We start from the raw sequence: 23,804 nt of genomic DNA, 5'->3' as shown, positions 1-23,804 counted from the left end.
ATAAGCAAACAAAATGTAGCATTTTCGCCTTGAAAACCGTTTTGCAGTATAAACGTCAATCGCGTATAATGCAAAAGGGTAATGAAAAGGTAAGATTCGGTACAAGATATACTATCTATATAATGAAGTGAACCGCGGACCTTTCCCGCAGGCCAGCAATGATAACGCGATATGGCGCCGAACGCTGGACGTGCTTGGGCGAACTGATTATAGTGCACAGCACTTGGTCGGGTATGGCTGATCATTAACTTTACGGAAAGAAGGTAGAGATTATGGAATTGTGGTTTACGGAGAAACAGACCCCGGTATTCGGGATCACCGCGAAGATTAAGCAGACCTATGTTACAGAGAAAACGGATTTTCAAGATTTGGCCATGGTAGAAACCGAAGAATTCGGTAACATGTTGCTCCTTGATGGCATGGTGATGACGACTGTAAAAGACGAATTCGTATATCACGAAATGGCGGCACATCCTGCGCTGAACACTCACCCGAATCCGAAAAAAGTTCTGGTTGTCGGTGGCGGCGATGGCGGAGTCATTCGTGAAGTCATTAAACATGCTGCTGTAGAAAAAGCTGTTCTCGTCGAAATTGACGGTAAAGTTATTGAATACTCCAAAAAATATTTGCCTGAAATCGCCGGCAAGTTGGACGAGCCTAATGTTGAAGTGCTCGTAAATGACGGCTACATGCATATTATTGAACATAAAAATGAATACGATGTGATCATCGTAGACTCCACGGAGCCTGTAGGCCCAGCTGCGCCATTGTTTGAGCGTGGGTTCTATCAAGGCATCTACGAAGCATTGAAAGAAGACGGAATCTTCGTTGCCCAAACGGACAACCCTTGGTTCAAAGCGGATCTGATCCAGAAGGTGAACAAAGACGTCAAAGAAATCTTCCCGATCGTACATGTGTACGGCTGTAATATTCCAACCTACCCAAGTGGTTTATGGACATTCACCATGGGTAGCAAGAAACATGACCCGCTTGAAGTGGATGAGACTCAAATCCCGGAGATGGATACCAAGTATTACTCTCCGCGTCTGCACAAAGCAGCATTTGTACTTCCTAAATTCTTGGAAGATTTAACGAAATAAAAGGGGAAATCATTAATGAAACTGGATCAAGCTTATTCAGGAAACGTATTTATTTGCAGCTCTGAGGATTATGAGAACTCCAAAGCGGTTATCTATGGCATGCCGATGGATTACACCGTCAGCTTCCGTCCGGGTTCTCGTTTCGGCCCATCTCATATCCGTCAAGCATCGGTTGGACTTGAAGAGTACAGCCCATATCTCGACAAAAGCATTGTAGACATGACATACTTTGACGCTGGAGACCTGCTCTTGCCTTTCGGTAACGCGGGACGCAGCCTTGAGGTAATTCATGAATACATCGGCAGTCTGCTCGCTGACGACAAGTTCCCAGTTGGTCTCGGTGGTGAGCATCTGGTTACTTGGCCGGTCATCCAACAAATGTACAAGAAATACCCGGATCTTATCCTGATTCATATTGATGCACACGCTGACCTTCGTGAAAACTATGAAGGCGAGCCATTGTCTCACTCCACGCCAGTGCGTAAAGCAGCTGAGTTGATGGGTGGCCAAAACATCTATCAGTTCGGTATCCGTTCCGGTTCCCGTGAGGAGTTCCAGTATGGTCGCGAGAACATCAACTTCTATCCATTTGAAGTGGCAGCTCCGATGAAGGAAGCTCTTCCGAAGATGGGCAATCGTCCGGTATACGTAACTATCGACATCGATGTGCTTGATCCGTCAGCAGCACCAGGAACAGGTACAGCAGAAGCGGGCGGCATTACGTCCAAGGAACTGCTGGAAGCCGTTCATATGATCGCAGGAGCTGATGTGAATGTCGTTGGTTGTGACTTGGTTGAAGTTGCACCGATCTATGATCCAACACAACAGACACAGATTGTAGCTGCGAAGCTGATCCGTGAAATGCTGCTTGGGTTCGTGAAATAATCACAGAATAATCGATAAGTATAACGCTCTCTGTCTGCGCGCTTTTCAAATTTGCGCAGGGGAGGGCGTTTTTGTATTGTTAACTTTTGTACAGAGCTGTGATATACTGACTACATAAGTATTCAGTAGTATATTAATTGATATATTACATTCGTGAAGTATATGGTGATTGGGTTCGGTCATATACTAAAAAAGAGTCTTCACCGCGTCAACGGTAAAGACTCTTAGGACCCGATAGGCTGTGGATTGCCACGGCGCGCATGAATTAAATACTGTTGTTCAAGCGAAACCCACCGTTAGGCGCCAACCTTATGAGGTGGGTTTTCGCTTGCTACGAAACTTTTTGCGTAACCAACGGTAAAGCTTTCGTCCACTCAGTACAATACTGAGGATCGCAGCAATCCATCGGATTACATCAAGCAACGCTACAAGTGTGACCATCGACGTCACCCCCTTTCGGGAAGCTGCGTCGTGGTCTGAAAACATCCACCGATATTCAAAAGTCCATAACATTAATTATAGCACGTATGTTCCTATGTCTCTACCATTTATTGCATGTGTTCGTATGGATTCTTCTCTTACGCAGATATCCCGCCTTGGCATGACTCCATCTTAATATTTATGCCTTGAATGAAGTATCAGTTTTGTTATCCTTGCTGTGGTGATGTATCCCATTTAACTTAGTGTACACAATGTTTGGTGATGAACCACCCTTGCCTACATGATCCAATCATGGGTAAAGGTGGTTTTTTTCTTGCGAAATTGTCATCGGGGTTAATCAGATTGTTACGTTAGAACCATCAAATTTGGGTAAAACCATAAAAGGAGGTGTTACGATGACAACCAAGAGTACAATGACATGGAAACGGATTGGTGCACTCGCATTATCGTTAACGCTGGCTTGGGGGATGGGTCCGGTACATACGCTATCAGGTGCTAACGCCGCATCCTCACAGGCATGTGGAAAGGGAGATCATGGACTATCTGCTACACTGAAAAAAGGTAGTGGTGTGGAAGAGCAACACCTGCAATTTACTGACATTGATTTTCTTAATAATACGACTGGACGAGCTGGGGGTGAAGGCTTCCTGATCGGTACCTCGAATGCAGGATGTACGTGGCAGTCCATATATACCGGGCAGTGGCAATTCACACAGCTTGATTTTCCGAATAATGTGAACGGATATGCGCTGGCGCGAGTGAAGGATTCACCTGCAACCTATCTGATCCGTACCCATGATGGCGGATCGCACTGGACGCGGCTTGATACGCCGGGCATTCAATTCAAGCAAATCGATTTTCGCAATAAAGATGTAGGTTACGGTTACACCTATAATGGTGCATATCAGACGAAGGATGGCGGGGTAACCTGGAGTAAAATGAAAACACCTGCCAACACGCGTGCAGCTGCCTTTGCAACAGAGAAACAAGGGTATGCCGTCGTGGTTGTACCTGGATCGGGATATCATCTGAAGCAAACGAGTGATGGCGGCAAGAACTGGACCACCTCTCTTCAAGTTGTCTCAGACACATGGAGCGGAGCAGATCTGTATGCACATGGCCAGCAAGTATGGGCCCTTCTGTATGGTGATGCAGGCATGTCCCAACAATCCTACTCCCTCTATGCGAGCGGTAATCAAGGCAAGAACTGGACCCAAGTATTTGCGCAATCCACAGCAGGGGGAGGTCCTGCACCAGGTACAAACAGTACGGGCAAAGGAAACGGACCAGCCAACCCGGGTGGTCATCCCGGCAACATGGCGTTGATTGGTAATCAGACGGCGTATCTGTCTGCAGGTTCACCCGCAGCTGGCAAAGTGGGTATTGGACGTTCTTATGATACAGGTTCCACGTGGAAAAATATTGACCTGAAAGATCCGGGATACAGTTCCCGTATCTCGTTCCCATCGGCCAAGACGGGTTGGCTCGTAGTCACAAGTGATAACTCTCCTGCGATCTATCAGACTACAGATGGTGGAACGACCTGGACACAAAAAATGTTGTTGCCTTCAGAGCAGGATTAAATAGCCTGTTATTCTGAAATAACAACGGGGCAAATCCAAATTAGAAATGAATGATGATCAATTTGGTATGTCTCCGTATGAATTTCTATAACAAACAAGCCTTTTCCTAATCAATTACACAGGAAGAGGCTTGTTTGTGTAGAAATAAAAACGGTTGAAACCTACTCTAAAACAAGTTATTGTAAGCGATAACAATACATTATATGGAGGTTGAAATCATGGTTGATGTTATTTTAAAGGCAGATTCAGATCAAGGATTAATAAATCGCAATATATATGGTCACTTTTCCGAACACTTGGGACGTTGTATTTATGAGGGGCTGTGGGTAGGAGAAGATTCACCCATTCCAAATACGGATGGAATTCGAAATGATGTATTAACGGCCTTGCAGAAGCTTAATATTCCAGTACTTCGCTGGCCAGGCGGTTGTTTTGCCGATGAATATCACTGGAAAGATGGTGTAGGTCCGAAGAGTGAGCGTGCTCGTATGATCAATACACACTGGGGCGGTGTGGAAGAGAACAATCACTTTGGCACACATGAATTCTTGAGATTATGTGAGTTGCTCGGCACGGAGCCATATATCAGTGGCAACCTGGGTAGCGGTACAGTGCAGGAGATGCAGGAATGGGTGGAATACATCACGTTTGACGGCGAATCCCCGATGGCGAACTGGCGTAAGAGTAACGGTAGGGAAGAACCGTGGAAAATGAAGTATTTTGGCGTGGGAAATGAGAACTGGGGATGCGGCGGCAATATGCGTCCTGAATATTATGCGGATGAATATCGCCGGTATGCTACATATGTACGTAACTATTCCGGGAACGAGATTTATAAAATCGCTTGTGGACCGAACGAAGGCAACTATGAATGGATGGAAGTCCTGATGCGGGAGGCTGCTCGCTTTATGGATGGGATCAGTCTTCATTATTACACTATCCCTACAGGAGAGTGGAATGATAAAGGCGCAGCTACAGGATTTGGTGAGGCTGAATGGTTCACCACCTTGAAAAAAACGCTCCATATGGATGAATTACTGGTGAAACACTCCGAGATTATGGACAAATATGATCCAGAGGGCAGAGTCGGCATTATTGTGGATGAATGGGGTACCTGGTATAACGTTGAGCCGGGAACCAATCCAGGATTCCTATATCAACAGAACACGATGCGGGACGCTGTGCTTGCAGGTGTTAACCTGAATATTTTCAACCAACATAATAAACGGGTACACATGGCAAATCTTGCGCAGATCGTCAATGTACTTCAATCGCTTGTGCTCACGGAAGGGGACAAAATGCTCCTGACTCCTACGTATCATGTATTTGATATGTATCAGGTTCATATGGATGCGCAGCGACTGGATTTGAATTATGACAGCCCTGGGTATACCTTCGGAGAAGAAACCATTCCTCAGCTCAGCTTGTCAGCCTCCCGCAACAAGGATGGGGTCATTCATGTGACAGCTTGTAATCTAAGCCACACGGATGAGTTGGAAGTAGTATGCCAGCTGGACGCAGCTCAAGCGGCTAAAGTAACCGGGCAGATTCTGCACCATACTGATTTTGGTGCATTCAATACCTTTGAACAGCCGAATCATGTTCAGCCTGTGGCGTGGGAAGGACTCACACTGGAGAATAACACCTTGCGTTTTGTCCTTCCACCAGCATCGGTTGGGGTCATCGCTGTCGAGGGTTAATGATGAAAAGGCAGGAACCTTGCAAGGGCTGTAATGATCAGTACGATGTGAAGATTAGCGATGCCAAAATGGCCAGACTTGTGGAGATTGCCTCACGTTCGCGTCCGACGGTACAGGATGAGGAATATGAACGGCGGTTATCCATCTGCTCTACTTGTCCGGGATTGCAATATGGCACAACTTGTCGGCATTGTGGTTGTCTCGTACAGGTGCGAGCGAAGCTGAGTGAGTCGACATGTCCTTTTCCTTATGAATCGCAATGGGCCTGATCGGATGAACGAATCTTATTATAATGAAGCAAAAGGGAGTTGCACTTTACAGGTGCGGCTCTTCTTTTTTGGCTTGATGAGGAAAAAACTCTGAATTTGGATTTGAATTGAGCGAGGGAACTGGATATAGTTATACAGTAGAGTATAGGATAGCGAGCTATCCGGGAATATGAGCGCGTATAGCGACACAACAATACGGGAAGGGCTGTTCTCACCAGCCGTGCCTGATTTTGCGTCGCCTCGAATATAATGGAGGTTAACATTCATGTCGAACATGCGACCGGTACACATCCGGCTGCACAGCCGTTATGAAGGTGAAGATGTGCTGCAGGAAATGCAGGGTGAAGCTGTGTTAAAAGGGTCCGTTCTTTATGTTCGTTATGAAGAACCGCAGGTTGGACCTGAGGGAGGTACAACCCGTACAACATTGAAGCTGGGCGGACAATCCATCAAGATTATACGTCACGGTGAGGTGGAATCGGAGCAGACTTTTGAATTGAATCGGAAGCTTCCTGGTTTCTACCGATCGCCATACATGTCGTTTGCCCTGTCCACGCATACACAGAAGCTGGAACTTTCCATTCAGGGATTGAGCGCACGCGCAGCGTGGAGCTACGACTTTTACCGCTTTGATGAAGAATCCGGACATTTCGCGATTAGTTTGCATATACAGGAGGAACCAATTTCATGACACGTAATCCACTAGATACGATTAACGAACGGGTAAGCACGGCTATCGGCAACGCCATTGTGACGGCCGGAATTGTTACGCAGGAAGAATTGCCAGCCATCACATTGGAAGTGCCACGTGAGAAAACACACGGGGACTTGGCAACCAATGCTGCCATGCAGCTGACCAAGATTGCCAAGCGCAATCCGCGTCAGATTGCTGAAGAGATCATTGCCAATCTGAATCTGGCAGAAGCTGGAATCGAGAAGGCTGAGATTGCGGGCCCAGGATTCATTAACTTCAAATTGGACAAGAGTTACCTTTATCCAGTACTTGCACTTGTGCAGGAGCAGGGTGAAGATTACGGCAGAATTAACATCGGAGAAGGACGCAAAGTCGAGATGGAGTTTGTCAGTGCCAATCCGACAGGCAGCCTGCATCTGGGCCATGCCCGTGGAGCAGCTGTAGGTGATGCACTCTGTAACATCCTTGACTATGCAGGATATGATGTAACCCGTGAATACTACATTAATGACGCAGGTAATCAGGTGTTTAATCTGGCTCGTTCCATTGAAGCTCGTTATCTGCAAGAGCTGGGTCAGGATGCTGAGATGCCTGAAGACGGTTATCACGGTGAAGATATTAAAGGATTCGCCAAGCAACTTGTTGCTGAAAAGGGTGATGAATTGCTGTCCATGCATCCGGGTGACCGTGCGGCTTATTTCCGTGACTTTGGCCTGGAGAAGGAACTGGACAAGATCAAACGTGACTTGAATCGCTTCCGTGTGAACTTTGACATCTGGTTCAGCGAAACTTCTCTGTACGACAACGGAGAAGTTCTGCGAGTACTTGATGAATTGCGTGACCGCAATGAGATCTATGAGCAAGATGGAGCAACTTGGTTGAAAACGATGCAGTACGGTGACGACAAAGAACGTGTGTTGATCAAGAACGATGGCACGTATACTTACCTTACGCCAGATATTGCTTATCACCGCGACAAATATGCTCGTGGATACGACACGATGATCAACATCTGGGGTGCCGATCACCATGGATATATTCCACGGATGAAAGCCGCGATGCAAGCACTGGGTAATGACCCTGAGAAACTGGTGGTCTTGATTGCACAGATGGTGAGCTTGTTCCAGAACGGTGAAAAAGTGAAGATGTCCAAGCGTACAGGTAAAGCTGTAACGATGGAAGATCTGATGGATGAAGTCGGCATTGATGCCATCCGTTACTTCTTCACAATGCGCAGCATGGACTCCCATCTGGACTTTGACATGGACCTTGCGATTTCGACATCCAATGAGAATCCGGTATTCTACGTACAATACGCGCATGCACGTGTATGCAGCGTATACCGTCAGGCTGAAGAACAAGGTATTGAACTGCTGCCACTGGCACAGATTGACCTGTCCAAGCTGACAACAGAGCACGAGTATGACCTTCTCCGCAAAATGGGAGAGTTGCCTGAGGAAATCTCGGCAGCAGCAACAGGATATGCGCCTCATCGTATCATCCGTTATGTATACGAGTTGGCATCCCTGTTCCACAGCTACTACCGTGCAGAACGTGTCATTACGGAAGACACGCAGCAAACTCAAGCACGTCTGGCACTGATCGGTGCTGTACGTACCGTTATCGCAACAGCGCTTCGTCTGGTAGGCGTAACCGCTCCTGACAAAATGTAAATTCCAGGCTCGCGGCCTATCCGTCGCTCTGCCTAAGGCAAAAAGTCTCCATGTCCATGTTGAGTGCCTTCAACGTGGTACATGGAGACTTTTTTTGTTCTGTGCCCTAGCTGAAGAAACGAAATGCCTGGTCCATCCAAGGCACACTAGCCTGCTCTGACATCACAGTGGACGTAACCTAGGGTCTCAGCCGCTACGTAATACTCCCTCTGCATACTACCTGGGCCGGGCTACTGCGTTTCGCCACGAGCCTCAATCAAGTTCTGCTGACGGCTGACAGAGCTGGCTCACTCCCCGCCCTCCTGCATTAGCTTCAGGGCATCAATCTCACCACCGCGCACCTTGCTCTTTGCGGTGGTAGTCTTGCGGGCGCGCAAAGGGATCGTAGCACGTTTGACGAGTGTCTTGATTTCACTAGGGGATAACCCCGGATGTTTGGAGAGTAGCAAGGCGATAGCGCCACTCACATGGGACGTCGCCATGGATGTGCCGCTCATCTCGTGATGCTTGCCTTGTACCCAGGAGGAGACAATTTTATCACCGGGTGCATAGACATCCACATATGCGCCACGATTGCTGAAGGACGCAATACGTCTGTTTTTGTCGGTTGCCCCAACAGATATGGTCTGGGGATACCGTGCAGGGTAATCAATACTGCGGCGTTTGCCGTCATTTCCTGACGAAGCAACAATAACGATTCCAGCATGGTACGCACGGTTGACAACGTCAAGAAGCGCCTTGCTACGTGTTTTCATGCCAAAGCTCATATTGATGATATCGACCTTGTTGCGTACACACCAGTCGATGCCAAGTACAATGTCGGATACATAAGCCGATCCGTTGTGGTCAAATGCTTTCACCGGATAGATCAGGGAACGTGGAGCTACACCAATCATGCCTGCGGTACTGTTGGCAGCAGCGATAGTCCCTGCAATGTGGGTGCCGTGTCCGTTATCATCATGAGGAAGCAAGCTGCGGTTTAACAGGTTGATTCCACGCGCCAGAGAATAACGAAGATCAGGATGGTGATAATCAGCACCTGTATCAATCACACCGATTTTAATCCGGTGTCCGGTAGACACAGACCATACTTTGGGCGCCCGAATCTGCTTTACTCCCCAGGGTATGCCTTGAGCATTGCTTGGTTTGCTGTGGAGTGCAGTGGCATGAAGGGAGATGGGAACGTCTGCTTCAATCGTAATTTCATCCCCATAGCGGTATAGGTCCTCCGGGCGTTGGACTGGAGCGATAATGGAACGAGCCAGTCGCGAGGAACGGACAGCCCCAAGGTCGGTGAATTCATTCCGCATTCGGGACAATTCTACGAGACAGGCCTCGTACTGCTGCGGTTTGGCAAATCGGATCAAATATCGCCCTCCCTGTTCTGGTTCAGGGCGTCGCATTCCGTCAATCAATTGATGCAATAAACCAGTATAGTCCATAATGGGCAGCCCCCTTCGGGATGAACATGCTGAGGTATTCTATGAATGCGCTCATCCCGCCGCATGGGGAACTTGCCCTTTTTTTACAAAAACACATTCTCTTCGTGTCAAAACGGGCGCAGGGACATATGATGGATGGAGAGCTAGAGGGCTCTTGCGGGGAACCTGGTGAGGAGTAATCCTCCAAGGGTATACAGTCAGAAGGCGGAGGGGACTCCGTCTTTTTTATTATGGAGTTGTCTCTTTGGCAAAGAGGATATTCCTGTGGGTTTGATGTCACTTCACGTTTAATATGTGGACATATTGTTGCTGCTCTCCGCATTTGCGTCACATCCGTACATAAAAACTTGCTTTTTAACGCTAAATAGGTTTTACTTAGGTTTGTTAATGGATATGTTATACGTAACAGTCCAGTTCGTAGGGGTTAAAAAGTGAATTTTGTGTGAGAGGAAGTGTCTGCAGTGAGTACCTCGCTCAATTTGAAAATTGATAAAGAAAAGGTAAAAGAGATCCCTTTGGTGGACCTTGCCTTTATGGTGCTGAAAGCGGCTAATACGCCGTATTACTATCGTGACTTAATGAATGAGGTAGCGAAGCAGCGCGGAATGACTGATGAAGAAATCAACGAGTTTATCGCCCAGCTATATACCGAGATTAATATCGATGGCCGTTTTGCTTGCGTCGGTACAAGTCTGTGGGGCTTAAAGCGCTGGTATCCGGTAGCTGGAACAGAAGATTCCATGACGGGTGCGAAGCGTCCGCGTATCATCAACGATGAAGACGATGATCTGGAAGATGAAGACTTCGGTGAAGAAGAAGACAGCTATAGCAGCGATGAAGGCTTCGACAGCACTGATAAAGACGAAGAAGAAGACGAAGAAGATGAAGACGAAGACGACATCTTTGACGAAGAAGACAGCGAAGAAGAAGTGCTGGTTGAAGATGATGATCTGGAAGATGAAGACCTCGAAGAAGACGAAGAAGAGTCCGAAAACGAGGATGAATTTGACGACGATTCTGATAATCGGTAGTCATTTTTGACGTCTATAATTTACCCGTTTCCCCGGAATAGTCAGCCTTGACAGCAGACGGGGTAACGGGTAAACTATTGCATGGGCTTATGAATGAGCGACAATATATTTATGTTTTTTATAGAAGGTGCCCCGTCCTGCGGGAGTACTTTTTTTTGTATTTTTAGAGGCATAATTTTGCAAAATGTTTTCAATTCCACATGCTCCCGGCCAACATTTCGTGGCCCGTTTTTGTATATCAAAAACACGAAATGGAATGAAGGCTACCGGAATGTTTGCACCATTTTTTGCTGTAGAACAACGTTTATTTAAACCGTCTTCGCAGAAAGAGCAGTTCGCAGATGCAGGGAATTTCTGCCATTGCTCTTTTTAACGATGATTACCTGGGAAACAGGTTACGATAACATCATATATCGCCTGAATTTCTGTACTTATATTAGGAGGGTAATAACAGTGACAAAGTATATTTTCGTGACGGGCGGAGTTGTGTCCTCCCTGGGCAAAGGGATTACGGCTGCTTCTCTGGGCAGATTGCTGAAAAACAGAGGGCTTAAGGTAACGATCCAGAAATTTGATCCATATATTAACATCGACCCAGGGACAATGAGCCCTTATCAGCATGGCGAGGTTTTTGTAACGGATGATGGCGCGGAAACGGATCTGGATCTTGGCCACTATGAACGTTTTATTGATATCAATCTCTCCAAAAACAGCAACGTCACGACTGGTAAAGTATACTCTTCCGTCATCAGCAAAGAGCGGCGCGGGGAATATCTGGGCGGAACGGTACAAGTTATCCCACACATTACGAACGAGATCAAAGAGCGTGTATTCCGCGCTGGACGTGAAGCGGGTTCGGATGTGGTTATTACGGAAATTGGCGGAACAGTGGGCGACATTGAGAGTTTGCCTTTCCTGGAAGCTATCCGTCAGATCAAGAGTGATGTAGGTCGCGACAATGTGATGTATATCCACGTAACACTTATTCCTTATATCAAAGCAGCTGGTGAAGTGAAAACAAAACCAACACAACATAGTGTTAAGGAATTACGAAGCATCGGTATTCAACCAAATGTGATTGTATGCCGTACAGAGTATGAATTGTCTAAAGATATGAAAGCCAAGATCGCTCTCTTCTGCGACATTGATGAAAATGCCGTGGTTGAATGTCGTGATGCAGACACGTTGTATCAAGTACCTCTGAACCTGCGTGAAGAAGGCTTGGATGAGATCGTGGTAAATCACCTGAAACTGACTACTCCTGCACCGGATATGAGCGAGTGGGAAGGGTTGGTTGACCGGATCAACAAGTTGGAGCATACAGTTGAGATCGCTATTGTTGGTAAATATGTAGCGCTGCATGATGCATACCTGAGTGTTGTTGAGTCGTTGTCTCATGCAGGATTTGCATCCAATGCTGATGTGAAAATTCGCTGGGTTCCTTCTGAAGATATTACGGATGAGAATGTAGGCGACCTGTTACATGGTATTGGCGGTATCCTTGTTCCTGGTGGATTCGGAGATCGTGGTATTGAAGGTAAAGTATCGGCAATCCGTTACGCTCGTGAGAAACAAATTCCGTTCTTCGGTATTTGCCTGGGTATGCAGGTTTCCGTTATTGAATATGCACGTTCCATCGTTGGCTTGAATGGTGCGAACAGTTCCGAGATTAATCCGGCTACGGAATTCCCGGTGATCGATCTGTTGCCTGAGCAAAAAGATATCGAGAATCTGGGTGGCACGATGCGTCTGGGTCTGTATCCTTGTAAGCTTCAGGAAGGTTCTTTGGCGATGGCTTGTTATGATGACGAGCTGGTGTATGAGAGACACCGTCACCGGTATGAGTTCAACAATGAATACCGTGAAACGATCGAAAAAGCAGGACTGGTTATCTCGGGTACATCCCCGGATGGACGTCTGGTTGAGATCGTGGAACTTCCAGGACACCCATGGTTCCTGGCGGTACAATTCCATCCGGAATTCACTTCCCGTCCAAACCGTCCGCAACCATTGTTCCGTGAGTTTGTAAAAGCTTCTCTGGAGAATGCGCAGAAGTAATAAATTTTTTTGTGTTAACGTAATAGATATTGGGGATGTTCCTGGCAACCATAGCGGATGCCGGAACATCCTTTTTTTTGCGTAGAAAGCAGGTGGAAATGCTTTTTGTCATTTTGTGAAGGTAGCAGGATTTTAATGGAAGAGGTAGAATACTTATCATGACGACTATGGGATAGTTATCCAGATTCGAAGATGTGCATGCTTTCCTAATTCTAGGAGGTTACAGAGTGGAAGATAAAAAAGTTTTGATTGTTGATGACCAGAATGGTATTCGAATCCTGTTAATGGAAGTGTTCAGCAGTGAGGGGTATAACACGTTTCAAGCACCCAACGGCAAGGTTGCTCTGGAGATTGTGAATAATGATAAGCCTGACCTGGTATTGCTCGATATGAAGATTCCTGGGATGGACGGTCTTGAAATCCTGAAACATATTAAAGAAATTGATCCGGGTATCAAGGTGATCATGATGACCGCTTATGGTGAACTGGACATGATTAAGGAAGCCACGGATCTCGGAGCGCTCATGCACTTTACGAAACCGTTTGATATCGACGAGATGCGAGTGGCTGTGAATATGCAACTTCGCAACGGTACCGCCAATAAATGCAGCTGAATCCTGTTGATACAGGATTTTTTTGCGTGTGGAGAACATAGAAGGTACGTGGTGGGAAAATGAGGTATTTCACCCCTTCATCCGGGGAATATTGGAAATGGGGAAGTTATAAAGCGGTGTCTATGAAAACTGTGCTGCAAAGCACAGCATTTTTGCAAATGCTTGTTTAGTATTTGACATGGGATGTGGTATAATAAGCCCGTATGTGATTTCGGCTAAAAACCATAGACACAACCCAAACCCCTAGGAGGATTGAAACCATGCCATTAGTATCTATGACAGACATGTTGAACAAAGCACTTGAAGGAAAATATGCAGTTGGTCAATACAACATCAATAACCTTGAGTGGACTCAAGCGATTCTTGGTGCTGCTGAAGAAGAGAAATCCCCAGTAATCTTGGGTGTATCCGAAGGCGCAGCACGTCACATTGGTGGCTTCTACACTGTAGTTAAAATGGTAGAAGGACTCATTCACGACATGAAAATCACCGTTCCAGTTGCAATTCACCTGGACCACGGTTCAAGCTTCGACAAGTGTAAAGAAGCGATCGATGCTGGATTCACATCCGTTATGATCGACGGTTCCCACCACTCTATCGATGAGAACATCGAAATGACTAAAAAAGTTGTTGAATATGCACACGCTAAAGGCGTTTCTGTAGAAGCTGAAGTAGGTACTGTAGGCGGACAAGAAGACGACGTTATCGGCGGCATCATGTACGCTGATCTGAACGAGTGTATCCGTATCGTTAAAGAAACAGGTATCGATACATTGGCACCAGCTCTTGGTTCCGTACACGGTCCTTACCATGGCGAGCCTAACCTGGGCTTCAAAGAAATGGAAGAAGTTCGTGACGCGGTACAAGTTCCACTCGTATTGCACGGTGGTACAGGTATTCCTAAACACGACATCGACAAAGCCATTTCCCTGGGTACATCCAAAATCAACGTAAACACAGAGAACCAAATTGCTTTTGCAAGAGTGGTTCGTGAAGTGCTTGCAGCTAAACCAGATGCTTACGATCCACGTACATTCATCGTACCAGGCCGTGAAGCAATCAAAGAAACCGTTAAAGGTAAAATCCGTGAGTTTGGTTCTAACAACAAAGCGTAATTTATCTTTACCAGTTCCATACTGTGAAATGGAAAAACACCGCCTAGCCGGTGTCTTTCCATTTTCACACCTTATTTCTACATCGGAAGCCAACAGCACGTATTGCCGTTCATCGGCTGCAAAACACGTAGGGGGACATTAAGCTTTATGGAAAAATTGATGATTAGTGGCGGACGTCCGTTACAGGGAACTGTAACTATAAGCGGCGCCAAGAACAGCGCCATTGCGCTTATTCCTGCAGCATTGCTTGCCGAGTCAGAAGTCGTGTTGGACAACCTGCCGCTTTTGAGTGACGTGGCGGTTTATGCAGAAATTTTGGAGGAACTCGGAGCACGTGTGACTTGGGAAGGCAGTCAGATGAAGATTGACCCTTCTGACATCAAATCCATTCCTATGCCGAATGGTCCCGTGAAGAAGCTTCGCGCTTCGTATTATATGATGGGTGCATTGCTAGGGCGTTTCAAAGAAGCGACCATAGGTTTACCAGGGGGCTGTAATTTTGAGCCTCGTCCAATTGATCAACATATCAAAGGGTTTGAAGCGCTTGGCGCAACCGTAACAAACGAACATGGCTCCATTCATTTGCATGCCAAAGAGCTGCGCGGCGCAAAAATCTATCTTGATGTAAGCAGTGTCGGCGCAACCATTAATATCATGCTGGCGGCTACTCGTGCCAAAGGCTCTACAATTATCGAAAACGCGGCTAAAGAGCCTGAGATTATAGATGTAGCAACACTTCTGAATTCCATGGGTGCCAGCATCAAGGGTGCGGGTACCGAAACGATCCGTATTGAAGGAGTCTCGGAGCTTAAAGGCTGCCGTCATTCCATCATTCCGGACCGTATCCAAGCAGGTACGTATATGATCGCTGCAGCGGCGACGCGCGGAGATGTTCTGATTGACAATGTGATTCCCAAACATCTGGAAGCTTTAACGGCAAAGCTGCTGGAAATGGGTGTTGGCATTGAGGAATTGGATGAAAGTATACGTGTCATTGGTAAACCAAGCTATAACCACGTTGACGTGAAGGCGCTTGTATATCCTGGTTTCCCAACGGATCTACAGTCACCCATGACGAGTGTTTTAACACAGGCAACCGGTGTGAGTGTCCTGAGCGACTTTGTATACAGTAATCGGTTCAAGCATGTGCCTGAGTTAGTGCGGATGGGTGCAAAGATTCGAGTAGAAGGGCGGTCAGCGATTATTGAAGGCAGTGCATTAAACGCGGCCAAAGTAAAAGCATCCGATCTTCGCGCTGGAGCAGCGCTGGTGATCGCAGGTCTTACGGTCAGTGAAGGTGTGACTGAAGTAACAGGGGTCGAATATATCGATCGTGGTTACGATCATCTGGTGACTAATCTGCGCCTGCTCGGTGCAGATGTATGGCGGGAAACCGATTAAACGGGAAGCGTTATGCATAATTTGGTCCTACAAATGTTTTTTTAACTGAACTGCATATCTTTTTGTTGATTGGGTAAACCTGTTTTAATAGAGTTCTCAGTCTCTCCGGCATAAGACGAAATGTTTCTGTTTCCTTTACCGGAGGGTCTTTTTTTGAATTAAACTTCATATGGCTGTAAGAACATCATTTCTCATCCCCAACCCCCGGTTTTGTTTGAACTGCGCTCCACAGCCGGTCTATCCGGATTGATCGCCTCAATGCATCGTTCACTCAATAGCGGATCTTGCCGAATGTTGGCCATCCCACCCGGAAACTTACACTCAAAGACAAGTATTTGCATTATAACGGTTACATTCCGTACAATGGACAGAAGAGATTGTGGCATATGCTGCGCTCTATAGCCGGAACATCTAGCGAAACTATCCATTTCACACGGACTTATTAATTGAATAGGTGGTTATTATATGGATCTACAAATTTCCGATTTGGAAGAAATGAAACTAACGGACCTCTACAAACTGGCCAAAAAATATCAGATACCTTACTATGGTACGTTAAAAAAGAAAGAATTAATCTTTGCTATACTACGTGCACAAGCTGAACAGAGCGGTCTGATGTTCATGCAAGGCGTACTCGAGATTTTACCTGAAGGTTACGGATTCTTAAGACCGATCAACTACTTGCCAAGTACGGAAGACATCTACATCTCAGCTTCTCAGATTCGCAAGTTTGACCTAAGAACAGGTGACCTCGTATCAGGTAAGTGTAGAACGCCTAAGGAAAACGAGAGATACTTCGGTTTGTTGCAAGTCAACGCTGTAAATGGTGAGAATCCATCGGCGGCTGCAGAGCGACTTCACTTCCCGGCACTAACCCCACTGTATCCGCAGAAAAAACTGGTTCTCGAAACATCCCCCAACCATTTGTCCACACGCATTATGGATGTGCTCGCCCCGGTAGGATTGGGACAGCGCGGATTGATCGTAGCACCTCCCAAAGCGGGTAAAACGCTTCTCCTCAAAGAAATTGCCAACAGCATCTCAACTAACAATCCTGAAATTGAACTGTTTGTCCTGTTGATTGACGAACGTCCAGAGGAAGTAACGGATATGTCGCGTTCGGTAAAAGGGGAAGTTGTGGCTTCAACATTTGATGAACTGCCTGAGAATCATATCAAGGTGGCGGAATTGGTGCTTGAACGTGCGCTTCGTCTGGTTGAGGCTAAAAAGGATGTTGTTATCCTGCTGGATAGCATTACACGTCTTGCCCGTGCATATAACCTGGTTATTCCACCATCCGGTCGTACGCTTAGTGGTGGTATTGACCCAGCTGCATTCCATCGTCCGAAACGTTTCTTCGGTTCTGCCCGGAATGTGGAAGAAGGCGGAAGCCTGACCATCTTGGCAACGGCATTAATTGATACTGGATCACGTATGGATGATGTCATTTATGAAGAGTTTAAGGGTACAGGTAATATGGAGCTCCATCTGGACCGTCGTCTGGCAGAGCGCCGCATATTCCCGGCGATCGACATTCGCCGTTCCGGTACACGTCGTGAAGAAGTGTTGCTCAGCAAGGAAGAATTGGATACAATCTGGGCGATTCGTAAAAACATGAATGATTCCCATGACTTTGTTGAAGGATTCCTGAAAAAACTTCGTAACAGTAAGACAAATGCAGAGTTTTTGGCGGCTTTTGATTCGGCTGGTAATAGCCCAACAAGCAATTCCGGGACAACAACAACCCGTCGCTCACCTAGACAGACAGCAACGTCAGGTACATCGACGTAAGTGTCGTTCGACTAATCACTTTCTTTTTGCAGCATTGCTGTGAATGTTACAATACACTCGTCGTTAGGTTTAACCCATTAGATGTGAGGAGAACATCATGTATTTAGTATACGCAGATGAAAAAGGTAATGTATTTGATCATCCTTCCCTGTACGGGCTTGCCCGCAGTGGAGATATGATCGTTGAGATTATGGAAGACGAACTCATCCCTTTGCCAGAGGGTGCAACGTTGGTTGGACTCCCGAGTACCCGGCCCATTGGTATGGACCCGGACACAGGTGAGATGTTGCCGATGCCAACGGACACACAGGCTGTAGGTGCGTTGCTTCCACAGGGATTCACTCGTTTGTGTCTCCCTGGTTATGTGAAGACGGATAAAGAGTATAAATTGCCTTTATTCGGTTATTCCGCAGTGGTTTGGAAAGATGGCGGTTTCTATGTCACGGCTGCGAAGTCGGATAGTCCTGACCAATGGAATCCGCTCAACTGTGATCGTGACGATGTACGTTCCGGGGTTAAACGATTGACAGAGCAATACCCCGAGAACCGTCTCTACACGCATCTATCCAACTGTGCGCTTGGATATGAATGCCTAACTTCATCGAACACGTTCCTGAATCGTTGGGAAGGTGGAGTGCCGGTATCCTATTCATGCAATGCGGGCTGTTTCGGGTGTATCTCCGAGCAACCGGATGATAGCGGCTTTGTTTCCCCACAGACACGTATGAACTTCCGACCACGTGTGGATGAGATTGTGGAGGTTATGCTGGAACACCTGAAGACGCCGGAGTCTATCATTAGTTTTGGACAAGGTTGTGAAGGGGAGCCTTCCACGCAGGCCAAGCTGATTATTGAAGCGATTCGCGAAGTGCGTTCCGTAACGGACATGGGGTATATCAACATTAATACCAATGCCGGTCTGAACGATCATATTAGAGGTATTGTAGATGCTGGATTGGATCTGATGCGCGTAAGTACAATTAGCGCACTGGATGACCACTATAACGCCTACTATAAACCGCGTGGTTATACCTTAGCCAATGTTGAGAAATCGATGAAATACGCAGCGCAGCAGGGTGTATACACGTCCATTAACTATCTGATCTTCCCGGGCGTAACAGACCGTGAAGAAGAGATTGAGGCGATGATTGAGTTTGCGAGAAGAACCGATCTACGCTTGATTCAGATGCGTAATCTCAATATTGATCCGGAGAGCTATCTTGAATTAATTCCTCCAGCTCAAGGTGATATCCTGGGCATGAAGCAGATGATTGAGATTTTTGAAGACGAGTTGCCTGATGTTGTGATCGGATCGTACACCCATGTTCCACCCGCTGGAATGGCACGTCCAAAACGGTTGATTACCTCATAACAATAATGGATTGCAACAGGCACAAGGCCGTGTTATAATCTCAGGGTTGTGCCATTTACTCTGGGTCCGCTTGAGGCTCAGGGCGGAAAGAGGTGAAAGGTAATGAAAGAAGCAATTCATCCTAATTACACGATTGGTCAAGTATCTTGCGCTTGCGGGAATACTTTTGAGACAGGTTCGGTTAAAGACGGACTTCGTGTAGAGATTTGCTCCGCGTGCCACCCGTTCTTCACAGGTAAACAGAAGTTTATCGATGCTGGCGGCCGTGTTGATCGTTTCAAAAAGAAATACGGAATCTAATTGGACAATTCTTGGAGTTGTCTGCTAATTGCATCCAACATACCCCTGCTAATCTGGCAGGGGTTTTTATATTTTATATGTAAGCATGGTTGCTTCCGAGTTCCTCTGGTTGCAATTTGGATAACCTTACGTTATACTATTTCTTACCGTGCTAGATGGGGAGGTAGCGGTGCCCTGTAACTCGCAATCCGCTATAGCGAGGTTGAATTCCTGCTAGAGGTTTTGCCGATGTGAGGTTTGGTCCCTAAACGTGGTGTTGACGGTTGGGTCCTCCGCAATGAGTACTCATGAACCTGGTCAGGTCCGGAAGGAAGCAGCCATAAGTGAGATCACTCTTGTGCCGGAGGGTTGCCTAGCCCGAGCTATTGTTCAGGGGTGCCACTTGGATCGCAAATATCGATAGCAGGTGCACGGCTTATCTTTTAAATGTAGAGACCTTTGCAGTTGTATGTATGCAGAGGTCTTTTTGATATGTCTTAATAAACCACGCATGAATGAGTCAGATAAAGTTTGGATTCACCCTAGAATATAGTATAATAGGGGAACGACAAAGGACTCGAATGCGAAGTGGAAGGAAGGTAACGCATCATGGAGCATATCGCGTTATACCGGGCTTGGCGTCCCCAGTCGTTTCAAGATATGGTGGGGCAACAGCATATTATTCAGACCTTGCAGAACGCGATTCGTGAACAGCGGACTTCCCATGCCTACTTATTTAGCGGGCCCAGAGGAACGGGAAAGACAAGTGCCGCCAAGATTTTGGCCAAAGCTGTGAACTGCGAACGTGGGCCTGCGCCTGAACCTTGTAACGAGTGTGAAGCTTGCCGCAGAATTACGACTGGCGCTGTGATGGATGTGCAGGAGATTGATGCTGCATCCAATCGTGGCGTTGAAGAAATCCGTGATCTTCGGGAAAAGGTTAAATATGCGCCAACCGAGGTCCGGCAGAAAGTCTATATTATTGATGAAGTGCACATGCTGACAACGGAGGCATTCAATGCTTTGCTCAAAACATTGGAAGAGCCACCACCGCATGTGATGTTTATTTTGGCAACAACCGAACCGCACCGCCTTCCGGCTACCATTATATCGCGCTGTCAGCGATTTGATTTTCGCCGGGTATCCCTGGAAGAGCAGACAGCAAGACTTACACTGATCTGTGAACAGGAAGGCATGGAAGCTGACCAGGATGCGCTCCAATACATTGCCCGTTTATCGGACGGTGGAATGAGGGATGCACTTAGTGTGCTGGATCAGATCTCTTCATTTACGGATGGACGAGTAACGTACCAGCAGGTCATGGACATGACGGGTGGGATTGCTTCAGAGCAATTTGCCAAACTGGCTGCTTCGCTGCTCAAGGGTGATGTTGGTCATATTTTGCAGATGATTGAAGGTTTCATGCATGAAGGAAAGAGTGCAGACAAGTGTATGGAGAATTTGCTGTATTATTTCCGTGATTTGCTTATGATTAAGATGGTACCTGATGCAGATAAACTGACGGACCGGGTACTTAATCCCGAGTCTTTCCGTGATATGGCGGAGTCATTCACCAGGGAACAACTGTTCCACATGATAGACACCCTTAATCGGTACCAGAGTGAAATGAAATATGCAGTACAACCACAGACATTATTCGAAGTTGCATTGCTTAAACTGTGTAGTATTCCAGCTCGAGGTGAGGCTTCTGTTCAGGTGGGAGCTTCAGCTCATGCAGCACCTGCTGATGGGGGAGAGATCAACCGCTTGAAGCAGCAGCTTGCTGAGTTGGAGAAGAAGTTGGATCGTGCACTGAAAAGTGGTTTGTCTGGTGGAGAAGGTTCATCAAGTGCTCCATCTCGTCCGGCAACAAGAGCGCCTGTATCGAGAGGCAATTCACCTGCGAAGCTTCCTGCACAGTTGGATCAGTATGTTGCACGCAAGGGAGCCGCTGAGTTCGCAGAGATCAGCAAAAAATGGAGTCAGATCCTGCAACGAGTGAAGGAAGAGAGGGTTACCGTTCACGCCTGGTTTGTGGATGGTGAGCCGGTATCATTGCTTGAAGACAATGTGTTGGTTGCTTTTAAAAACAATATTCACCGTGAAACGACGGAGAAGCAGGCTAACCGCGATGTCATTGAGCGAGTGTTGTCGGAACAGCTTGGGCGTCCTGCACGATTGGTGACGATGATGCTCAAAGATTGGACCGGAGCAATGGAGGGAGCTTCTGAAGCGCCAAAGGAGGACTTTAAGCTTGAACCTGAGCATGAAGACGGCGGTTCAGGCAACAAACAGCCTTGGATTGATGAAGCCATCCAGCTCTTTGGTAAGGATCTTGTAGTGATCAAAGAATAATGCGCATAGCGCGATAACTATAACAAAGGAGATGAACAATTATGAACAACATGAACCAAATGATGAAACAAGTGAAGAAAATGCAGGAGCAAATGCTGAAAGCACAAGAGGAACTGGCGGACAAAACAGTCCAAGGTACTTCTGGTGGCGGTGTAGTGACGGCTGAAGTTAACGGACACAAGAAATTGCTTGCTATCACGATCAAACCTGAAGCGGTAGATCCGGAAGATGTTGAAATGTTGCAGGATCTCGTTATGACAGCTGTTAATGATGCTATGGCCAAAGCCGATGAGATTGCCAACAAGGATATGGGCAAGTTCACAGGCGGCATGAATATTCCGGGATTATTTTAATTAAAAAATTGATCCTGTCAAAGGAGACACAATCGATTGTATTATCCCGAACCAATAGCCAAGCTGATTGATGCCTTCACCCGGTTGCCGGGTGTGGGTCCCAAGACGGCAGCGCGTTTAGCTTTTCATGTGCTTAACATGAAGGAAGATGACGTTATCGATTTTGCCAAAGCACTCGTAAGTGTGAAGCGTAATCTTCATTACTGTTCTGTATGTTGTAATATCACTGATACGGACCCGTGTCGCATCTGTCAGGATAAGTCCAGGGATGTATCTGTAATCTGTGTAGTTCAGGATTCGAAAGATCTTGTGGCCATGGAGCGCACCAAGGAATTCGATGGATACTATCATGTGTTACAGGGCGCGATTTCACCTATGGAGGGAATTGGCCCAGATGATATTCGTTTGAAGGAACTCCTGGTTCGATTAAGTGATGAACGTATAAAAGAGATCATCTTGGCGACAAACCCCAATATTGAGGGGGAGGCTACAGCGATGTATATCTCCCGCTTGGTGCGTCCATTTGAGATCAGTGTGACCCGGATTGCGCATGGATTGCCTGTAGGCGGCGATCTTGAGTATGCGGACGAAGTGACCCTTTCCAAAGCGTTGGAAGGGCGCAGGGAGATGCGTTAGTGTGATCGATTTGTATTACACAGTGCACTTCCTTGGAAACTTCGGATGCTAAATAAGTTTCGATGTGTAAAGAGAGCCTTAGGGCTCTCTTTTTTTGTGAAGAAAATGAATGCCCGAGTTCTAAGTTTGTCCTTTCCCTGATAAGTATGAGAATAGCTGTGCTGATCAGGAGGGGGAGAGTTTATGTTTTTGTGGCGAAATACACGGAACTCGGTAGAGAAACACAACAGAATGTTGAAGGAACTTGAGGCGGATCAGATCTATGCAGATATTCAGATGGCAAAGCAGGAATGGGAAGGGGCTATGAGACAGTTTGAAGATGCACAGGGACAGGATGAGATTGATTATGCCATTTATGTATTGGAGGCAGCTGAGCGGAAATACCAGATCCACTTGAGAAGAGCGAAGCGAGCCAGAGCTAATGATGATGTTACATCACAGCGAGGGATTAGTATGTAGTCACGTTTACATTAAACACGGAGGTGTAACATATGAAGAGTATCATACTGGGAAGTGTATTGGTTATATCATTACTGGGGCTTATCATTGTTTTATTCAGAAAGCGGATAGGGTTATCATTTTTTACGTCATTCGGAATTCATCTGGTGCTGGCTGCAGTAGGGATATATATCGTGAATTATTCCGGCTGGATTACAGGAACCTACATCCCGCTGAACCCTGCAACGATAGGGACTGTAACTGTTTTGGGATTGCCAGGTGTGGGGTTATTATTAGGGTTGAAAATTTCTTTGTTCGGATAGTTGACTCGCAGGATATTTATATGGTACATTATATCTCGTTGCTTTGCTTGCTTGGTTAGATGCTTTAGATGAAATGAAGGAGTTCATTACGAACTTCGAAAAAGAATTTCAAAAAAACACTTGACCAAAACAAACGAAGTATGATATATTATAAAAGTCGCCGCTGAGAGAAAATGGTGACAAAAAAACGAGTTTGATCTTTGAAAACTGAACAACGAGTGAGTAAAAATTCTGCTTGCAGAATGAAAGCG

General features: G+C 46.6%; 22 protein-coding genes and 1 other RNA gene. 21 read left to right on the top strand and 2 right to left on the bottom strand.

The annotated features are described in order from the left end of the window. The first annotated feature begins 272 nt into the window (after positions 1–272). Both speE and speB read left to right on the top strand, forming a co-directional pair. On the top strand, positions 273–1,100 hold the full coding sequence (speE, locus tag AC6CIF_RS31325) for a polyamine aminopropyltransferase (protein ID WP_498202691.1): 828 nt from the start codon (positions 273–275) through the stop codon (positions 1,098–1,100). A gap of 15 nt (positions 1,101–1,115) precedes the next feature. Next, a complete protein-coding gene (gene speB / locus AC6CIF_RS31320) occupies positions 1,116–1,985 on the top strand; it encodes an agmatinase (protein ID WP_498202690.1) in 870 nt (289 codons plus the stop codon). 309 nt (positions 1,986–2,294) lie between these two features. On the opposite strand, the gene AC6CIF_RS31315 is transcribed toward speB, so the two are convergent. Further along, positions 2,295–2,426, bottom strand: a complete 132-nt coding sequence (locus AC6CIF_RS31315; RefSeq protein ID WP_498202689.1) for a hypothetical protein — start codon at positions 2,424–2,426, stop codon at positions 2,295–2,297. A 395-nt stretch (positions 2,427–2,821) separates the two neighbouring features. Here AC6CIF_RS31315 and AC6CIF_RS31310 point away from each other — a divergent pair, with 395 nt between their 5' ends. The 5 genes from AC6CIF_RS31310 to argS all read left to right on the top strand — a co-directional run bounded on the left by AC6CIF_RS31310 (position 2,822) and on the right by argS (position 8,345). Then, on the top strand, positions 2,822–4,009 hold the full coding sequence (locus tag AC6CIF_RS31310) for a WD40/YVTN/BNR-like repeat-containing protein (protein ID WP_498202688.1): 1,188 nt from the start codon (positions 2,822–2,824) through the stop codon (positions 4,007–4,009). 218 nt (positions 4,010–4,227) lie between these two features. Further along, positions 4,228–5,709 (top strand): alpha-N-arabinofuranosidase, encoded by a 1,482-nt coding sequence (locus AC6CIF_RS31305; protein ID WP_498202687.1) that lies wholly within the window; start codon positions 4,228–4,230, stop codon positions 5,707–5,709. Then, positions 5,709–5,978: a DUF6171 family protein gene (locus tag AC6CIF_RS31300; protein ID WP_498202686.1), complete on the top strand. Its 270-nt coding sequence runs from the start codon at positions 5,709–5,711 to the stop codon at positions 5,976–5,978. Before AC6CIF_RS31305 ends, AC6CIF_RS31300 begins: the two co-directional genes overlap by 1 nt. A gap of 265 nt (positions 5,979–6,243) precedes the next feature. Beyond that, the gene (locus AC6CIF_RS31295) at positions 6,244–6,669 is read left to right on the top strand and encodes a YwiB family protein (RefSeq protein ID WP_017691299.1); all 426 of its coding nucleotides are present in this window, start codon (positions 6,244–6,246) and stop codon (positions 6,667–6,669) included. Further along, positions 6,666–8,345 (top strand): arginine--tRNA ligase, encoded by a 1,680-nt coding sequence (gene argS / locus AC6CIF_RS31290; protein WP_498202685.1) that lies wholly within the window; start codon positions 6,666–6,668, stop codon positions 8,343–8,345. Before AC6CIF_RS31295 ends, argS begins: the two co-directional genes overlap by 4 nt. Before the next feature lie 287 nt (positions 8,346–8,632). Here the strand turns inward: argS and AC6CIF_RS31285 are convergent, their stop codons facing one another. Then, a complete protein-coding gene (locus AC6CIF_RS31285; RefSeq protein ID WP_017691297.1) occupies positions 8,633–9,787 on the bottom strand; it encodes a S8 family peptidase in 1,155 nt (384 codons plus the stop codon). Between the two features lie 461 nt (positions 9,788–10,248). Between AC6CIF_RS31285 and rpoE the strand changes: the two genes are divergently transcribed. The 14 genes from rpoE (at position 10,249) to AC6CIF_RS31215 (ending at position 23,553) form a co-directional block, all read left to right on the top strand. Next, complete coding sequence (gene rpoE / locus AC6CIF_RS31280; protein ID WP_076217009.1) at positions 10,249–10,818, top strand: DNA-directed RNA polymerase subunit delta; 570 nt, start codon at positions 10,249–10,251, stop codon at positions 10,816–10,818. Between the two features lie 453 nt (positions 10,819–11,271). Continuing rightward, positions 11,272–12,876 (top strand): CTP synthase, encoded by a 1,605-nt coding sequence (gene pyrG / locus AC6CIF_RS31275; protein WP_076217010.1) that lies wholly within the window; start codon positions 11,272–11,274, stop codon positions 12,874–12,876. Positions 12,877–13,103: 227 nt separating this feature from the next. Continuing rightward, complete coding sequence (locus tag AC6CIF_RS31270) at positions 13,104–13,490, top strand: response regulator (RefSeq protein ID WP_017691292.1); 387 nt, start codon at positions 13,104–13,106, stop codon at positions 13,488–13,490. Positions 13,491–13,750: 260 nt separating this feature from the next. Beyond that, positions 13,751–14,605, top strand: a complete 855-nt coding sequence (fba, locus tag AC6CIF_RS31265) for a class II fructose-1,6-bisphosphate aldolase (RefSeq protein ID WP_036607263.1) — start codon at positions 13,751–13,753, stop codon at positions 14,603–14,605. Between the two features lie 147 nt (positions 14,606–14,752). After that, entirely contained in the window at positions 14,753–16,006 is a 1,254-nt protein-coding gene (gene murA / locus AC6CIF_RS31260) for a UDP-N-acetylglucosamine 1-carboxyvinyltransferase (protein ID WP_017691290.1), read from the top strand. Between the two features lie 465 nt (positions 16,007–16,471). Next, positions 16,472–17,797, top strand: coding sequence for a transcription termination factor Rho (gene rho, locus AC6CIF_RS31255; protein WP_036607258.1), 1,326 nt, complete (start codon positions 16,472–16,474; stop codon positions 17,795–17,797). Positions 17,798–17,894: 97 nt separating this feature from the next. Further along, the gene (locus tag AC6CIF_RS31250; protein WP_091039190.1) at positions 17,895–19,169 is read left to right on the top strand and encodes a radical SAM family protein; all 1,275 of its coding nucleotides are present in this window, start codon (positions 17,895–17,897) and stop codon (positions 19,167–19,169) included. 102 nt (positions 19,170–19,271) lie between these two features. Further along, positions 19,272–19,469, top strand: a complete 198-nt coding sequence (gene rpmE / locus AC6CIF_RS31245; RefSeq protein WP_036607255.1) for a 50S ribosomal protein L31 — start codon at positions 19,272–19,274, stop codon at positions 19,467–19,469. A gap of 146 nt (positions 19,470–19,615) precedes the next feature. Next, an RNA gene (gene ffs / locus AC6CIF_RS31240) (signal recognition particle sRNA large type) lies at positions 19,616–19,883 on the top strand. A gap of 174 nt (positions 19,884–20,057) precedes the next feature. Continuing rightward, on the top strand, positions 20,058–21,803 hold the full coding sequence (gene dnaX / locus AC6CIF_RS31235; protein WP_498202684.1) for a DNA polymerase III subunit gamma/tau: 1,746 nt from the start codon (positions 20,058–20,060) through the stop codon (positions 21,801–21,803). Between the two features lie 41 nt (positions 21,804–21,844). Next, positions 21,845–22,156: a YbaB/EbfC family nucleoid-associated protein gene (locus tag AC6CIF_RS31230; RefSeq protein ID WP_036607248.1), complete on the top strand. Its 312-nt coding sequence runs from the start codon at positions 21,845–21,847 to the stop codon at positions 22,154–22,156. Between the two features lie 36 nt (positions 22,157–22,192). After that, complete coding sequence (gene recR, locus AC6CIF_RS31225; protein ID WP_036607246.1) at positions 22,193–22,792, top strand: recombination mediator RecR; 600 nt, start codon at positions 22,193–22,195, stop codon at positions 22,790–22,792. 183 nt (positions 22,793–22,975) lie between these two features. Next, entirely contained in the window at positions 22,976–23,251 is a 276-nt protein-coding gene (locus tag AC6CIF_RS31220; protein WP_498202683.1) for a DUF2508 family protein, read from the top strand. A gap of 32 nt (positions 23,252–23,283) precedes the next feature. Next, the gene (locus AC6CIF_RS31215) at positions 23,284–23,553 is read left to right on the top strand and encodes a pro-sigmaK processing inhibitor BofA family protein (RefSeq protein WP_498202682.1); all 270 of its coding nucleotides are present in this window, start codon (positions 23,284–23,286) and stop codon (positions 23,551–23,553) included. Positions 23,554–23,804: the final 251 nt, after the last annotated feature.

Source organism: Paenibacillus sp. GQ49 (assembly GCF_059759055.1).
This window is presented reverse-complemented; position numbering and strand designations above follow the sequence as displayed.

Excerpts from the sequence above, each read along its gene's own strand:
- argS (WP_498202685.1), top strand. The coding sequence starts at position 6,666 with ATGACACGTAATCCACTAGATACGATTAACGAACGGGTAAGCACGGCT.
- rho (WP_036607258.1), top strand. The coding sequence starts at position 16,472 with ATGGATCTACAAATTTCCGATTTGGAAGAAATGAAACTAACGGACCTC.
- dnaX (WP_498202684.1), top strand. The coding sequence starts at position 20,058 with ATGGAGCATATCGCGTTATACCGGGCTTGGCGTCCCCAGTCGTTTCAA.
- AC6CIF_RS31315 (WP_498202689.1), bottom strand. The coding sequence starts at position 2,426 with ATGGTCACACTTGTAGCGTTGCTTGATGTAATCCGATGGATTGCTGCG.
- AC6CIF_RS31305 (WP_498202687.1), top strand. The coding sequence starts at position 4,228 with ATGGTTGATGTTATTTTAAAGGCAGATTCAGATCAAGGATTAATAAAT.
- speB (WP_498202690.1), top strand. The coding sequence starts at position 1,116 with ATGAAACTGGATCAAGCTTATTCAGGAAACGTATTTATTTGCAGCTCT.
- speE (WP_498202691.1), top strand. The coding sequence starts at position 273 with ATGGAATTGTGGTTTACGGAGAAACAGACCCCGGTATTCGGGATCACC.
- AC6CIF_RS31310 (WP_498202688.1), top strand. The coding sequence starts at position 2,822 with ATGACAACCAAGAGTACAATGACATGGAAACGGATTGGTGCACTCGCA.
- AC6CIF_RS31250 (WP_091039190.1), top strand. The coding sequence starts at position 17,895 with ATGTATTTAGTATACGCAGATGAAAAAGGTAATGTATTTGATCATCCT.
- AC6CIF_RS31300 (WP_498202686.1), top strand. The coding sequence starts at position 5,709 with ATGATGAAAAGGCAGGAACCTTGCAAGGGCTGTAATGATCAGTACGAT.
- AC6CIF_RS31220 (WP_498202683.1), top strand. The coding sequence starts at position 22,976 with ATGTTTTTGTGGCGAAATACACGGAACTCGGTAGAGAAACACAACAGA.
- AC6CIF_RS31230 (WP_036607248.1), top strand. The coding sequence starts at position 21,845 with ATGAACAACATGAACCAAATGATGAAACAAGTGAAGAAAATGCAGGAG.
- rpmE (WP_036607255.1), top strand. The coding sequence starts at position 19,272 with ATGAAAGAAGCAATTCATCCTAATTACACGATTGGTCAAGTATCTTGC.
- AC6CIF_RS31295 (WP_017691299.1), top strand. The coding sequence starts at position 6,244 with ATGTCGAACATGCGACCGGTACACATCCGGCTGCACAGCCGTTATGAA.
- fba (WP_036607263.1), top strand. The coding sequence starts at position 13,751 with ATGCCATTAGTATCTATGACAGACATGTTGAACAAAGCACTTGAAGGA.
- AC6CIF_RS31215 (WP_498202682.1), top strand. The coding sequence starts at position 23,284 with ATGAAGAGTATCATACTGGGAAGTGTATTGGTTATATCATTACTGGGG.
- murA (WP_017691290.1), top strand. The coding sequence starts at position 14,753 with ATGGAAAAATTGATGATTAGTGGCGGACGTCCGTTACAGGGAACTGTA.
- AC6CIF_RS31285 (WP_017691297.1), bottom strand. The coding sequence starts at position 9,787 with ATGGACTATACTGGTTTATTGCATCAATTGATTGACGGAATGCGACGC.